A 17255-nucleotide genomic window follows, 5' to 3' on the forward strand; every position below is an offset into this window, starting at 1 on the left:
AAAAAGAAACTATAGCTTTATTGAGCGCTCAAGCAAATCCTTTTGTTAGAGAAAGATTCGTTGCTACTTGTGTGGCTATTTGACTGACTTGTTGTTGATTTGAAGCTGCAATTGTCGAGAATAATGTTGTGGCAATCATTGCTAGACCAGTCTTGTTCATAAAAGGATAATACACAATGACACCGGGTTCAGCGGTGTAGTACGTTAATGAAGTTCCAATCAAAGGTGGCGGATTATCTAATCTTCCCTCAAACATAAAAGTTCCTTTGACAAAATTTCTGTCTGGGTTCATTCGGATATATCTATCTAATTGGATGTTTGGGTCTACAACACCATCAAGAGGTTTGATATCGAAAATTTCGTTTGGTTGGTAAAGCACATCTATTCTGCCTCCTTGAACTGTAACTTCTGTTTGAACTCTTGCATTCTTCTGCAAGATGTCTGCCTCTATAGCGCGGTGAACAATACCACCAAATTGAGCATAAGCATATATAGGGTTAAGGAATGAATACAGACCGACTCTACGAAATCCAAGTACAACATCGGTTAAGGGGGTCAGCCCTGATGAATCTGTTAAATTAACCGGATTGTTGTGTGTGTAGATATACTTGTGCAAGGAGACTGGGTTAGACAAAAAGCCTTCCCAAGTATCCCTCCTAGTAAACCGCCCAATACTTTCGTCATAATACCTAGCCCGCAAATAATAATCACCCAAACTCCTATCAAACTGTTCCCCAGCAAACAAGTAATTATTCTGCACGTTGTTAGTGGAACTAATCAGATTGCCAAACGCATCGTAAGCGTAAGTATCAGTCACCACCCCACCAGCATTAGTCAACCCCCTCGTACTACCCAAACCATCCACCAAATAAAACGACTTCTCACTTCCCCTTTGCTGAGAAATCAAATCATTACCATAAACATAACCAGCAGTCAACCCATTATTAACCCTCTCCTCCAAAACCTGAGCATAAGGCAAATTCTTATCCACCAAAAACTCAGTCTTCACCCCATTAACAGTAGAACTAACCCTTATCCCATCACTATCATACTGATAAGAAATCACCTCCCCAGAAGCTTTTATGACCCCAATCAAACGATTTTCCTTATCCCAGGTATAACTTACCTCTTCTACCCCATTCTTAATTCTCGACTTCAGATTTCCATTATCGTCATAACGATACTCAATCGTCTGAACAACTACATTATTCTGATTCAACTCTTCCATCTTCAAACGGTCATTATCATCGTAAGTATAAGTAGTAATCCCCTCAACCGAATCATTCTTAGTCAGGCGATTACCCACCTTATCGTAGGTATATTCAACAACCCGATTACCAGCAACAGCATCAGTTATTGTCTCTTTTGTCAACCGATACAAACTATCATACTCATACTCAACTTTCCTACCATTTTGTTCAGAAACAACCCGTCGATGACCTACCAAATCCAGAGTGTAATCGAAACTGGAAATTCCCACTCCATCTTTGACATTCTTCACCAACTTCAACCGATTCAATTCATCGTAATCCCTAGTTTCTACCACCCCATTCGGCAATTCAGTTTTGACTAAATTCCCAGCAACATCGTAGAAATAAGTAGTAGTTCCTTGAGAACTCGTTACCGTTTTCAACCGATTTTGTTCATCATAAGTATAAGAAACATTCCCATTGGGAGTCCTCACCTCAGTACGATTACCCGCCACATCATACCCGTATTCAAGCGTATTTCCGCTTGCTAAATAAACTCCATTCGGGTCAGTCCGAGAAATCAAGCGATTGCGTTCATCGTATTTAAAAGTAGTCGTTCCCCTCGCATCAATAATCTTGTCAATCTGTCCGCTGGGTGTATAGGTAAAGGTGACGGGAACAATACCGCTAGCAGTCGAAAATTCTTTCTTAATCAGGCGATTTTGTTCGTCGTATTGATAACTAATAGAATCGCCATTAAAATCAGTCGTAGTATAGATATTTCCTACCGCGTCATAAGTAGTATAGGATTTCTTTCCAAGCGGTAATTCAGTCGCAATGCGTCGTCCATTTTTACCATATTCATACTTAGTCCGATGGTCATTAGCATCTTCAATCCAAACTAAACGATTCGCTTCATCATAACCATATTCAGTTCTCACCTCAACAGACGCATCAATAACTTGTACCACATCAGTCAACTGACCGATATCATCATATTCATAACGAGTAATTTTCCCATTTTGGTCAATAGCAGCAACTTTACGTCCCAACTTATCATACTCAGTCTTTGTAGTCGGATTATCAGAAATATTGTTAGGAGTATTGTCGGGGTAAATAGTTTCAGTCAGACGACTCAGACTATCGTATTTGTAGCTAGTTATCCTTCCTTGAGGGTCGATAGAATCAGTCAGGCGTCCCGATGAATCGTATTTGCTGCTTGTTCTGGGATTATCTGATAATGTATTGGGTGTATTATCGGGATAGATTGTTTCTATCTGTTCGCCTTTTGCATTGTAGCGATACTCAGTTCGATTCCCACGTTCATCAACTTGCGCTTTAACTTGACCAGTTTTGTAATACTCAGTTTTACTTCTAGAATTCGTTGCTAAATAAGTAGGAGTTTCATCGGGATAGACAACTTTTGTCCAATCTATAGTAGCAATAGTTTGAGTGGGAGAAATTACCGAAATCAACTGATTCAAAGTATCTGTCACTTTCGGATAAATCGTCTCAATCAACTGACCCGCATCATCATACCTGTAATGCGTTACCCGTCCAGACTGGTCGATAGTACCACGTTTGCGACCACCTTTGTCGTACAAGTTAATCGTTCTGGGATTATCAGACAAGTCAGCAGTCTTATCTGGATAGATAGTTTCAATCAATTGACCCTTATCATCATAACGAGATTCAGTTTTGCGTAACAACGCATCAACGACAGCAATCTGATGACCATTTTTATCATATTGATACTCAGTAACTTTATTCTCAGCATCAGTAAGAAACTTGACTTTTCCAGAATTATCGTAATCCCATTTAGTAACGAGTGACTGTATACCAGAAGATATAGTTACCTTCTTCGTTTCACTTTTACGATTCCCATTACCATCATAAGTATAAATAGTTTCATTGTTCAAAGCATCCAGAACGCTTTCTACATTCCCGAACGAGTCATACTTGAATTTAGTAACTTTCTTGTTAGCATCGGTGAAATTCAAAAGATTTCCCTTGATGTCATAACTGTACTCAGTTACATTACCAGCAGCATCAAAAGAAGCAAGTAAATTTCCACTCTTAGAATAACGATTAGTAGTAGTATTTCCCAACGGGTCAGTTTCAGTCAACAATCGACCGAACGCACCGTAAGTATAGCGAGTAATATTCCCTAACGGGTCTTTTTCAGTTAGTTTATTCCCTTCACCATCATAAGTAAACTCGGTTTTCCACCCCGCCGTTCCAGTTTCGGGAGTAATCACCGTCTCACTCAACATATTATTATCATCATCATAACTCCGCTTCATCATCTTACCCAACGCATCAACTTCCGTCAGAATATTCCCCCTAGAATCATATTCGTAAGTAGTCGCCTTACCAAAAACATCCTTAACAGTCTCCACAAAATTATTTGGGTCGTGAATCAACTCCACCGCATTATTATCCGCATCAAACAACTTCTTCAACCGACCCTTATCATCATACTCATTCCTCACCCCCCTTCTCCCCAACGGGTCAATCACTTCTGTCAAGAAATGATTCCATTGCGGTGAATTATAAACAAACTGAGTAGTATTATTCTCCCTATCCGTTACCCCAACTAAATCACCTTTAGCATCATATTGATACTTCACCTGTTTACCCAACAAGTCAGTTACCGAAACAATCCTCCCTTTCGCATCCCGTCCAAAACTAATCGCCTTCCCACTATCGCTAAAAATACCCGCATCAGTAAAAGTCACCTTATTCCCATTCGTATCAGTCGCCGTCAACAAATCCCCACTCACCCCATCAATCTCATAAACAATCCCATCTTTAGTCGTCAAAACATACTTACCACCAAAATAAGAATCAGCAGGATTATAAGGCGTACCCCCTAAATCATAATATTCATTTCCCACATGACTTAAACGAGTATCCACCACACTTAACTTACTCGTCACACCCTTATCCCCCACAAACGCCGGATGATATATCCCCGCATCCACATCAGGAGGTGCAGCAGCTTGCAAAAATCCCGACAACCTATCACGACTCGGTTTAAAAGTAAACGCTTCCCTCTTACCACCAGGTAAAGTAATATAAACCCTCGTCTTATCTTTGAAAGGAACAGTACTTATTCCCAATTCCTGATTAACTTCATCCTTCTTCAAAGAAGTCCTTAAATCCGTATCTCGAAACTCCAACCTCCACCCATAACCAAAATCATCCTTACTATTCGCATTCAAACTATCATAACTCCGAGTAACACTTATCGGAATCCCCGACACCGGAATCGACAAATCCGTAAACGACAATCGGAAATTCCCCAACTTCAACTCACCAGCAACATCAATAACATCCTCAACCTCATTAACCAAACCGTTCTTATCAATAGCAGTCAACTTCACAACATAACTACCATTCTGTAACACCGACGAATCAAACTTACCCAAAACTCCATTATTAACATTTTGATTACCCGAAAACATTACCTGTTCTTCACCACCCTCCAAAGGTGCTACCGACAAAGTATAGCGGTCTAAATTACTGTCAGATACCGTACCTTTAATATTAGTAGGCGCGGTAATAACTCCTTCGACAATCCCACTCAAATCTAACTTCACATTTGGCGCACCCAAATCAGTCGGGTCAATTACTCGCACCGTCGTATTATTTTGTCCCTGATTCCCTGACGGGTCAGTCGCAAAGGCATTTACGGTAATATTCCCTAATTGGGTAAGTGCTACAGTAGCAAATCCATCTCTATCTAAAGCAACTGGATTGTTGTTGATTTTTAAACTGAGATTGCTGACCCTAACATTGTCGGAAGCAGAAACTTGGAAACTAACTTTGTCGCCTTTATCAATCTGACTTCTGCTGGCAATTAAATTTACCTTGGGAATTTCATTATCTGCTACCACCGCTAGGGTATAATTTTGGTTGACTGGTTGCTGACGACTGTCACTAACTGCTATTTGGATAGACTTATTTCCAATGTCGCTAACACTCGTATTCCAATTAATTCTGCCAAATTTATCGATACTCATCCCTGATGGTGGATTGAGGAGATTGTAAGTTAAAGCATCGTTATCTGTATCGCTAGCAACTACATTGTAACGATAAGTAGCACCTGCTGTTACGGTGTTAACTGGCGTAGAATTGATAACCGGAGCGGTATTATTAATCGTGCTGAGGCTAAAAGTCTGGTAAGCTGTGCCATAGCTTGAATAAGCAGCAACAGTGATATCTCGTTTACCAATATCAAATGCAGTGGGATTCCAAGTAATTAACCCGGTGTCCGAGTTAATTGTCATGTAGTAAGGAGCGCCGTTGTTAAAATAGTAACGCACCGGCACTGTCCCGGTGGGGTCAATCCCTGTCACCTGATATTGATACGTTTGTCCGACTGCGGAAAAAGTGACTGGTTGCGATATAATTTGGGGCGGCGTGTCAAAAATTGACGTTGAGGCATTTAGTCTGTAGTCTTGAGTAACCACACCACCATTACCATCTTCCACTTTGATGCTGATATCGAAGAGGTTAGAGGTAGGGGGAGTCCATTCGATTAAACCACTTTTAGGATCGATCTCCATTCCCACAGGCTTTTTAGCTAAACTATAAGTTAAGCTCTTGCCATCGAGATCGTTCGCTGCAACTTTGTAGCGGTAAATTCTCCCCACGGTAGCGTTGGTAACTGCAGGTGATTGTAATTTGAAATCGGTGAAATTTTTTACTTCTAATTCGTAAGTTTGATTACAAGGTATAACGAAACGTCTGACAAGTCTGTCAAAGGCGATCGCTTCCACTGCTATAGCAGCAGGGGATAGTGTCGATCCGCAGGATGTATTGCTTCGTCAGACGGAAAGTAATACGGATAACTCGCCTACTTCTTCTGTCGGTCAGTCTAGCGATGCTGTCTTACATAGTCAGACGGAAGGTAAGACAATTTCGATACCGGAGGCTCAAGGCAATACTCCACCTACGAAGAAAAGCGAGTCTAGTGAATGGCTGACGGTAAAGGAGGCGTTCAGGCGGTTGGGTGGCGACCCGGATAATGGGGCGAGTGTCGTTACCAGTTTGGATGGTAGGAGAAAAGTTAAGTTCGGTACGTTTAGAACGCTCTTGGCGCAAGATTACAAAGCTTTTGGGCTGGAGTTGAGCGGTTCGCGTCGCGGGGCTAAAAAGCCTTATTTGAGGTTGGTGGTTCACGAGTAGCTATGGGATGGGGTTGGGGTCGTGTAGTAGGCGAGATCTCTTCAAAGTGGAGAATGTGGTTTACTGTCTTAGTTGCTCTAACGCCCATCTTGCCATTCGCTGAACTTCTGGTTCGCTATCTTGTAAGGCAATGATGAGTGGTTGTACTGCTCGTTCATCTCTTAGCTGACCCAATGACTTTGCTACCCAGTATCGAGTCGTACAATTTTCGTCTTGTAAAGTGCGAATGAGAGGGTCTACCGCCCTAACATCGCCTAGCTCGCCTAGAACTTTTACTGCTAATCCTTGAATGGCTGAGTCCTCTTCACTAACTATTGGTTTCTGCAAGGCTTGAAGCAAAGGTTCTACTGCCATTGGGTGTTTAGCTTGAATTAAGTCTGCTTCTACTTCAAATAGCAACTCTAGCGAGAGTTCCTGGTCTAGCTTTGCCAGTGCTGCTTCTGTTATCTGATAAGAATTATATTTGCGCCAAATCTGCAAGGTTTTATCCTTATCCGGGATTAAATAACCCTCGGCATCTGCACAATAAGCAGTTTCATAAGACTCTGCTATTGTCAGCATCATGTTAGTTAGACTTGCATACTTAATGATAGGATTACAATTTCCAGCTTGAGAATACTCAAAAATAACAGGACAGGTTTCTTGTCTTTCATTAATAATTACATAGCCTTCATCTGTTGGTTCAACACTAAAAAAAATGTTCAAAGAGTTAATGCTATCAGAGCCTACCAGATAGGTAGATGTAGCGTATTTCTGTCTTCGTTCATATCTAGCGGACTGTAAAGGATAAAACCCCCAATATTCAAATGTCCAAGAAAACTCCCAATGCTCGACACCCATTCTCGTGCCGTTTTTCCACTGATATAGCTCACAAACTTCTTTGGGCAATCGAACAGGCAGCTTTTTAACGATTTCTTCAATCTCAGCTTTGGATAGACCGGGTTGTAGAAATGAGACATCCGATGGTCTGTGTTGTTGCAGCCAGTTCAGTATCTGGTTTAAAGCCTCGGTTAAAACCGACATCAAATAACCTCCAGAGGATACTTATCAAAGGTTGGGTCTTAACTACTAGAAAAAGTTATGTTTCACTCCTTTTCTGTCCACCCAATATGACCAATAATCACTTGTAGTTCCCACACCAAACCAACTCATTCTTGCGTCAAGTGTTGGAATGTTAGCCTCTGTGTAAAATTCTCCAAGCTTCCAATATTGACTGTCGAAATTTTGCACCATTACGCCATTTACGTTTTTTATGTCTTTTAGTTGCTCTTCGGCACTAACAAGCCGTAGAGAGACATGATTAAGCTCATAATTCAAAAATCCTCCTTGTGCAGTTGATGCGTAAGGATATTCATCGCACACTTTGCCCCTAGATTGCCTTACAGTTTCGATAGGGTTACTGTTATCCCAAAAGCATTGTTGTTCGTCGTTATACCAACTTCTGGGATATATGTTTGTGCTGCTACCCGGATATCTGTTGTAGAACTCTGGATGAGGACGTGAGCGTGGCCAATTGGGCGTGTGGAATAAAAAGGTAGGTGCAATCCCGCCCGAATACTTGGTATTTCCTTGCCCGGTTATAGCATCTTGTGTATGTTGTGTAGTTTGCGGCAAATCCTGGCCCCAAACAATAACTGGAAAGCCTTGAATATAAGCTTCTCCCGCCAAGATAGTTATCCTAGATACTAATTTAGCGACATTTACAGCTACACGAGCACCAATTGAAATAGAAGCTCGCGCAACATTCGCAATTCCTGGAGATGCTGCTGTCACAGCTTCAGGAAAAGTTCCTGTGGATAGCGTTGTTGCGGTTTTAATCGTAGGAACAGATTGAGATGCTAATGAGCTAATGTTTAGCTGAGTAGCTGTATTTTCTGTAATGCTGAAAAGCCCACTAGGATCGATCGCATTCACCGGATTCCCATGCACATAAGGATACTTAGCCCTAGACAGCGGCTCAGTCATCACCCCCTCAAACGGATCTGTAGTTGTAAACCGTCCGCTGTCAGAATCATAGTACCTCCTTCTGAGATAGTAATCGCCCAAATAAGGATCGAACTGTTCACCCGCAAAGCGATAGTTATTGATAGTATTACTTACCGAACCTAACAAATTGCCATAAGCCCCATAATCATAAGTATCCGTAACAACACCGCTCGCATTCGTCAAAGCCCTCGTACTGCCCAAACCATCCACATGATAGAACGATCGCACCCCACCCCGATTTTGAGAAATCAGATCTTTCCCATAAACATAAGAAGCTTGTACGGCACCACCAGGGGTATACTCTTCCAACACTTGAGCATAAGCCTGATTCGCATCAATTAAGTAGCGAGTTTCCTGTCCGTTGACTATTGTTGCGACGCGAATACCATCAGGATTGTACTTGTATTGATTTTGAACATTACCAGATGGTTTGGTAATATTCGCCCCCACTAAGCGGTTCTCATAATCCCAACTGTAAACTACTCGCTCTGTGGCATCTTTAATCCGAGAAAGAGTATTGCCGTTGTTATCGTAAGTGTAACTACTGCTGCCATCACTTAACAAGCGATCGTTATTGTCATAAATATAGTTTGTCAGTCCGTCTACAGAATCATTACTACTTTTACGATTTCCTACAGCATCGTAAGTATAATTAATCGTGCGATTACTGTAAGCTGGATCGGTAATTTTCTCCTGAGTCAGTCGATAGAGATCGTCGTAATTGTACTCAACCTTGCGACCGTCGTGTTCTTCCACAACCTTGCGATTTCCAACCGGGTCTAGCGTGTAGCGATAACTGGAAATCACTCCAGAAGTTCCAGTATTTTCTAAGAACACTAGCCGATTCAAATCATTATACTGGCGAGTTTCAACCGTATTGTTAGGCAGAACGGTACGGATGAGATTCCCTGCCTTGTCATAAGTGTAGCGGGTAAGTCCAAAGTTGGGGTCTGTGACTGTCTCTAACTGATTGTATTTGTCATAAGTAAATTTAGTCGTGCCAGTGGGTGTGATGACCTCAGTGCGGTTGCTAGCGGCATCGTAGCCGTAGCGGATGAATTGGTTGTCGGGGTCAATTCGAGAAATCAGCCGCTCTCGGACATCGTAATCATAAGTGGTTATCCCCCGCTGGTCTTTGGTAGTCTTAATTTGACCCGTTGGCGTGTAAGTGTACTCGACTGCGGTAGTATCGGGGAACCGCTTGGCAAGCATCCGGTTGAGTTTGTCGTACTCGTAGGTAATAGTATTGCGATTGAAATCGATAGTGCTGGCGATGTTACCAACTGGGTCGTAGGTAGTGTCCGATCGCTGTCCCAATGGCAAGATGGTAGTAGTGCGGCGATTCAGTCCGTCATATTCGTACTGAGTAATGTGTTGGTTAGCATCTTTGGCTTGGATTAAATTGCCTGCTTTGTCATACTTATACTCCGTTCGCTGCTGTAGTGCATCTACAACCGCACTCAGGCGACCCAAAGCATCATATTCAAATTTAGTGATTTTTCCAGCTTGGTCGGTCTGAGTTTTAATGCGCCCCAATTCATCGTAGGTAGTAGTCGTGTAGGAGCTATCTTGGAAGTGAGTTTCTACGAGACGGTTTAGCTTGTCATAAACAAAAGAAGTAGTGTGTCCTAGCTGATCTGTTTCGCTAATCCGATTTCCAAACGCATCGTAGGTGTAGGTTTTGCGACGGCAACTACAATCGCTACGAGACTCAATTAGACGACCTTTTTCATCGTACTCGTATTCTTGGCGATTTCCCAATTCATCAATTTGGGCAGTAACCCAACCAAGTTCGTTATACTCAGTCTTGGTTCTGGGATTGTTTGAGAGGTCTAATGAGGTGTCATCTGGATGAATAACCTCAATAGGTCGATTCAGCGCATCGTAAACAAAATAGGTCGTGTGACCAGCCTGGTCTTTTAAAGAACTCCGCCGTCCAACGGCATCGTAGGTAGTGATGGTGCGAGTGCCATCTGCGAAGTGAGTTTCTACTTGGCGGCCCAGTTCGTCGTAGACAAACTTGGTCGTATTATTTCGAGCATCGGTTTGGGTCAGCCGATTTCCAGCTGAATTATAAGTGTATTTAGTTTCGTTGTTGAGAGCATCGCGGATAAGAGTCTGACGACCTGCTTTATCGTACTCATACTCGGTACGATTTCCCCTTTCGTCAATAGAGGCTTTGGCACGACCGATTTTATCGTATTCAGTTTTGGTTCTGGGGTTGTCCGAAAGGTCTAATGGGGTGTTATCGGGATAAATTGTCTCGACTAATCGACCCAGATCATCATAGACAAAGTGAGTGGTTTGTCCTTTCTGGTCGATAATGGCAATTTCTCGACCCGCCGCATCATAGACAGAACGTGCGGATGTACCGTCAGGATACAAGGTTTGTTCAAGCTGACCCTCCTCGTTATAACGGTATTCGGTGCGGCGATTGTTCATATTTTCTTCAACAACCGCAGTCATATTACCCAATTTGTCGTATTCTTGACGGATGACGTTACCTTGCGGGTCAGTCATTGACTTGACATGACCTTCGGTATCGTATGTCCAGTTCGTGACCAGTGTCTTTTTACCTGTAGGTGTGGTTACTGTAGTGCTTTCACTAAGCTGATTTCCGTTGGCGTCGTAGGTGTAGGTAGTTTCGTTATTGAGGGCATCAACCTGACGAGTGATGTTGCCAAATTGGTCATATTCAAACCGAGTAGATTTATTGTCAGCGTCCATAATTTCGGTGACGTTACCGACTAAATCCAAGTTGTACTTTGAGACATTTCCTTCAGCATCGGTGAGGGTGCGGCGATTTCCTCGACTATCGTAGGTGTAAGTAGTGGTTCTGCCCAAGGAGTCTGTCTTAGTCAGGACTTCACCAAAGCGATTGAAGGTGTAGCGAGTAACATTGCCCAGCGGGTTTGTAACAGTAATCAAGTTGCCATCACTGTCATAGGTGTAAGTGAACGTTTCATTTTCTGGATTAGTTTGACTTAGCAGATTATTGTTCTCATCAAAAGTTCGCTTGGTAATACCACCCAGCGCATTTACTTCCTGCACCACATTGCCGCGCTCGTCATAAACGTATGTGGTCGGCTTATCAAATACATCGAAAACAGTTTGGATGGAGTTAGCGGGGTCGTAGATAAACTCCATATCTTTCCCATTCACATCCAACTGTTTCTTCAACCGACCTTTTTCGTCGTACTCAGTTCGCACTTTGGGCCTTCCCAAGGGGTCGTTAATTTCTGTCAGGAAGTGGGGACGATTTGGTGCAAAGTATTCAAAAGTCGTAGTATTATTCTCCCTATCCGTTACCCCAACTAAATCACCCTTAGCATCATACTGATACTTCACCTGTTTACCCAACAAGTCAGTTACAGAAGTAATCCTCCCCCCTGCATCCCTTCCAAAACTAATCGACTTCCCACTATCGCTAAAAATCCCAGCATCGGTAAAGGTTAGCTTGTTACCATTGGGGTTTGTAGCAGTCAACAAATCCCCACTACTTCCATCAATCTCATAAACAATCCCCTCCTTAGTCGTCAAAACATACTTACCACCAAAATAAGAATCAGCCGGATTATAAGGCGTACCCCCTAAATCGTAATACTCATTTCCCACATGACTTAAACGAGAATCCACCACCGTCAACTTACTCGTCACCCCCTTATCCCCCACAAACTCAGGATGATATATTCCCGCATCCACATCAGGAGGCGCAGCAGCTTGTAAAAATCCCGACAACCTATCACGACTCGGTTTAAAAGTAAACGCCTCCCTCTTACCACCCGGTAAAGTAACAAACACCCGCGTCCCATCTTTAAACGGAACCGTACTTATCCCCAACTCCTGATTGACTTCATCCTTCCTCAAAGAAGTCCTTAAATCCGTATCTCTAAATTCCAATCTCCACCCATATCCAAAATCATCCTTACTATTCACATTTAAAGTATCATAAGTCCTGGTCACACTTATCGGAATCCCCGACACCGGAATCGATAAATCCGTAAACGACAACCGGAAATTACCCAATTTCAAATCACCCGTCACATGAATAGTATCTTCAACCTCATTAATCAGACCGTTCTTATCAATAGCCGTTAATTTGACAACATAACTACCATTCTGTAACACCGAGGAATCAAACTTACCCAAAACTCCATTATTAACATTTTGATTACCCGAAAACATCACCTGAAAATCGCCACCCTCTAAAGGTGCTACCGACAAAGTATAGCGGTCTAAATTACTATCAGACACCGTACCTTTAATATTAGTAGGCGCGGTAATAACTCCTTCGACAATCCCACTCAAATCTAACTTCACATTTGGCGCACCCAAATCAGTCGGGTCAATTACACGCACCGTCTTACTGTTTGACCCTTGATTGCCAGATGGGTCAGTTGCAAAGGCATCTACAATAATATTCCCCAATTGAGCAAGTGCTACAGTAGCAAATCCATCTTTATCTAAAACAACTGGATTGTTGTTGACTTTTAAACTGAGATTGCTGACCCTAACATTGTCAGAAGCCGAAACTTGGAAAGTAACCTTGTCGCCTTTATCAATCTGACTTCTGCTAGCAACTAAATTTACTTTGGGAACTTCATTATCTGCTACCACTGCTAGGGTATAATTCTGGACAACTGGTTGCACTCTGTTATCGCTAACGGCAACATTAATAATTTTATTCCCAATATCGCTAACACTCGTATTCCAAGTAATTCCGCCAAATTTATCGATACTCATCCCTTGTGGCGGATTGAGAAGATTGTAAGTTAAAGCATCGTTATCTGTATCGCTAGCAACTACATTGTAACGGTAAGTAGCACCTGCTGTTACGGTGTTAACTGGCGTAGAATTAATTACAGGAGCGGTATTATTAATCGTGCTGAGGCTAAAAGTCTGGTAAGCTGTGCCATAGCTTGAATAAGCAGCAACAGTGATATCTCGTTTACCAATATCAAATGCAGTGGGATTCCAAGTAATTAACCCGGTGTCCGAGTTAATTGTCATGTAGTAAGGAGCGCCGTTGTTAAAATAGTAACGCACCGGCACTGTCCCGGTGGGGTCAATCCCTGTCACCTGATATTGATACGTTTGTCCGACTGCGGAAAAAGTGACTGGTTGGGATATAATTTGGGGTGGAGTGTCTACAATTGACGTTCCGGCATTCAGCCTGTAGTCTTGGGTAATGATGCCGCCGTTGCTGTCTTCTACTTTGACGCTGATATCGTATAAGCTAGATGTAGATGGGGTCCACTCGATGACACCGCTTTCTGCGTCGATCTTCATTCCGGCGGGGTAATTGGCTAAACTGTAAGTTAGCAGATCTCCATCAATATCTTTAGCTGCAACTTTATAGCGGTAAATTCTGCCTACGGTAGCATTGGTAACTGCGTTGGAGAGAATTTGGGGTGGTGTATTGGTGGGGTTAATGGCAAGCGTATAATTTTGAGTATTTGAACCGCTGCGGCTACCTATGACTGTCAGTGCTACCTCTTGAGTGTTACCTGAATCAGCAGTGGGAGTCCAGACAATTGTACCCGTAGCCGGGTCAATTACCATACCTGCTGGGGAAGAGTCAAGGGTAAAAACTAAAAAGTCGTTGTCTGGGTTGCTGACTGTGGGTGTGTAGCGATATTGATTGCCTGTAGCGGCGTTTTTGCTGGGAGTGCTGGTGATTTTGGGCGAAGTTAATTTGAAATCGGTGGGATTTTTAACTTCCAATTCGTAAGTTTGATTGGCAACACCGCCGCGTCCGTCCGATACATTAATTTGAATTGCATTTTTACCTAAGTTAGCAGCCGTGGGAGTCCAAATAATTCGCCCTTTATTATCAAGTTGCATCCCGCTGGGAGCAGAAGCGAGACTATAAGTTAGCGGGTCATTGTTGGAGTCATTAGCGACAATTTGATATTGGTAAACTTGGACTGGGGCAATGAGGGTAGAAGGAAGAGAAACGATGGTTGGGGCAACGTTGGCGGCGTTGCTGACTGACTCAATCGTGAAAGTTTTAACGGTGGAAGCACCTTTGGTATCTGTGGCTTTGACAATAAAATCTGCTTTACCTACACCTGTGGGAGTCCAACTGATTTCCCCTGTGTTGGGATTGAGAGAAGCGCCGAAAGCGACTGCGTTGGGAGAACTGTAAGTAACGGCGTCTCCTTCTGGGTCTAGAGCTTTGAAGGTAAACTGATAAGGGTGGCCTATGGTTCCCGCCTTCTTGGGAGATTCGGCGATAAAGACAGGCGAAGAATTGCTGTCGGGGAAAGTAACTTGTACTTGGAAAAATTGAGTGTTAATTCCACCTTGGCCATCATTAGCTTTGACTCCTACTTCCCAAACTCCAGAACTGAGGGTGACGCTGGAGGAATTTATTAATTGTTCCGGTGTTGGTTTCCAAGCAATCAAACCCGTGGTCTCATCGATGGTCATCCCGTCGGGTTTGGTGGTGAGACTGTAAGTTAAAGTATCCGAATCGGGGTCGGTGGCTTTCAGGAGATAGCGCCAAGTTTGACCTACCGTTGCCAAAATGGATGGCGTACTGACAAAGTTAGGTTGTCGGTTGACGGGAACGACGGTCTGCTTTTTAACGCCAAAGTTTTTGTTGTTAACGGTAGCACTGTTGGCCAGGGTTAAGCCGTGATAAAGTCCCCCTGTTTCGTAGGGACGCACAACCGCATTATCGATGACTGGGCCGTAATATCCACCAATTTCGCTGTAAAATCCGATTTCGGTAGTTGGGGAACTGGCGGTAAACAACCACTGCTTATTCCGCTGCCACTTCATGTCGCCTTCGGTCTGTCCCGGTACGTGGGTGACTGTAAAATTGGTAGACTGACCGCCTGCAGAAAGGGTCATCGGTTTATCCCAGTAGTTACCGAAGTTCATTGTCAAATCAAAGGTAACTTGGTAAGTTTGACCGGGTGTTGTGTTGATAACTTGGGTAATTGCTCCTTGTCCCCAACCGTTGAGGTCGATGCTGACTTTAGCATCGCTGGGTTGCCAGAAATTATCGTATACGAAATCTATAGAGTTTCCTTTGATTGTCCAGTCGTTCACTGCCAAAGGAGTTGAGTAGGCATAAACTGAGACTGCCCCATTACCGACATTGGCAGGACCTTGCTCGAAACTACCATTTTTGAGGATGTTTCCTCCATAAGCAGCGCCGAAAGGCGATGTTTGCACAAATGTCTCCGGTACTACCTGTCTGACTGTGTAATAGCCATCTGTTAAATCGCTAAATAAATAGCTGCCAGTTTCATCTGTGGTGACGGTTTTCTCCCCAACATCCAGTTGGGCGTTATTGTTGGCATCCAGGTAGACTTTAACTGACGCCAATCCCCGTTCGCCCGCGTCCTGGAATTGATTATCGTTGAGGTCTTCCCAAACCTTACCTGCAATTTGTCCATCAGGAGTGGCGCTACTGACGGTAAGTTGGAAGCTTTGAGTGTCGATGCCTCCCTTACCATCCTGCACTTGCACGGTAATATCGTCAGGTACGCTGCTGAAAATCGGTTGCTCCCAACTCACTAGACCAGTATCTGCCTTTATGGTCATGCCGAGCGGAGCTTTGATTAGAGAATAACGCAGGGTATCGTTATTCGGGTCTAGGGCTTTTACTTGATAGGTATAGGGGCGGGTGGTGTATGCTTCTTTTTGGGGGTCGCTAACAATCAGAGGAGAAGAATTGTTGGGAACCATTCCTTCGACGGCTATGTCGAAGCTTTGCGTCGAATAGGTTCCATAGTAATCTGTTACTTTGATGGTAACAGCCTGCTTCCCTGCCTGATAGCCAGAAGGCGTCCAGGAAATCAACCCGCTCTTGGGTTGGATGTTCATGCCTTCTGGCCCGCTTACCAAGCTGTAGGTGAGGTCGCTATAATAATCCGGGTCTAATGCAATCGCCTGATAAGTGTACTGCTCTTTGTATGTGGCACTGACGAGGGGTAAGCTGGTAAATACGGGCGGACGGTCGTCTACATAACTGGGGACTTTGAGGGTGTAGGTTTGGTCGGTTTGATTCCCCTGGTTATCGCTCACCCGCACAGTGACGTTGTAGTTTCCTGTATTGGCAGGAGTCCAACTCAGCAATCCTTGAGTGTCGATATTCATCCCAGCCATCGGGCCTGTTGCTGGAGAAACTAGGGAGTAGGTCAGGGGGTCGTTTTCTGGGTCGGTAGCGGTTACCTTATAGGTGTAAGGCTTGTAGTAAAAGCTTTCGGTGACTGGTGTGGAGGTAATTTTTGGGGCCTGATTATTAGGTACTTGCTCTCTGGTAATGGTGCGGCTGACTGTGCTAGTATTGCCCGCTATGTCGGTGGCTTGTACTGTGAAAGTGTTGGCTCCTAGATTTAGGGAAACTCCGGAAAAGCTAAATTTACCTGTGACATCGGCAAGTGCGGTGGCGTTGGTTTCTAGTAATTTGACTGCTGTATCTGGTTGTGTTTGACCTGTGAGTGTGACAATATTATTGGTAGTTGTGCGATCGCCAACCGGATTGGTATCTGTTGCCGCGTTTAAGTCGAATAGGGTAATTGGGGCTGTGCTATCTAAGGTGAAGGGAATATCTTTAACGACTCCGACATTGCCAAATTGGTCTGTTGCTTTTAGATGTAAGGTGTGAGTTCCTTCTGGTAAGGTGCTGCCGTAGATTTCTTCTAATCTCGTCCGATTAAATGTAAAGCTACCGTTAGGTTGTCGGTCTGCTAGAACGCTCTTAAAATTGCTCGTAGGTATGTTATCAAAACCGGCCCGGAAGTCGGTTACCATATACTCATCGATGACAGTGCCGCTGATACTGGGGTCACTGGTAATTCGGTCTGTACTACTGGCTCCCGTGTCGTTAGTCAAAGTACCAGTAATGGTGGGCGGACTGGTATCAAAAGG

At 43.6% G+C, this 17255-nt stretch carries 4 protein-coding genes; 1 reads left to right on the top strand and 3 read right to left on the bottom strand.

The window, feature by feature from the left end:
• Positions 1-28: 28 nt before the first annotated feature.
• Positions 29-5974 (bottom strand): putative Ig domain-containing protein, encoded by a 5946-nt coding sequence (locus tag LAY57_RS26315; RefSeq protein WP_249070110.1) that lies wholly within the window; start codon positions 5972-5974, stop codon positions 29-31.
• 40 nt (positions 5975-6014) lie between these two features.
• Between LAY57_RS26315 and LAY57_RS26320 the strand changes: the two genes are divergently transcribed.
• Positions 6015-6383, top strand: a complete 369-nt coding sequence (locus LAY57_RS26320; protein ID WP_249070111.1) for a hypothetical protein — start codon at positions 6015-6017, stop codon at positions 6381-6383.
• Positions 6384-6443: 60 nt separating this feature from the next.
• On the opposite strand, the gene LAY57_RS26325 is transcribed toward LAY57_RS26320, so the two are convergent.
• Together LAY57_RS26325 and LAY57_RS26330 are read right to left on the bottom strand one after the other, a co-directional pair.
• Complete coding sequence (locus LAY57_RS26325) at positions 6444-7406, bottom strand: HEAT repeat domain-containing protein (RefSeq protein WP_249070112.1); 963 nt, start codon at positions 7404-7406, stop codon at positions 6444-6446.
• Positions 7407-7451: 45 nt separating this feature from the next.
• Entirely contained in the window at positions 7452-17219 is a 9768-nt protein-coding gene (locus LAY57_RS26330; RefSeq protein ID WP_249070113.1) for a putative Ig domain-containing protein, read from the bottom strand.
• Between the last annotated feature and the right edge of the window lie 36 nt (positions 17220-17255).

Source organism: Argonema antarcticum A004/B2 (genome assembly GCF_023333585.1).
Taxonomy (GTDB): Bacteria; Cyanobacteriota; Cyanobacteriia; order Cyanobacteriales; family Aerosakkonemataceae; genus Argonema; species Argonema antarcticum.

Bases quoted from the DNA above. Each gene is read 5' to 3' on its own strand.
- LAY57_RS26325 (WP_249070112.1), bottom strand. From the start codon at position 7,406: ATGTCGGTTTTAACCGAGGCTTTAAACCAGATACTGAACTGGCTGCAA.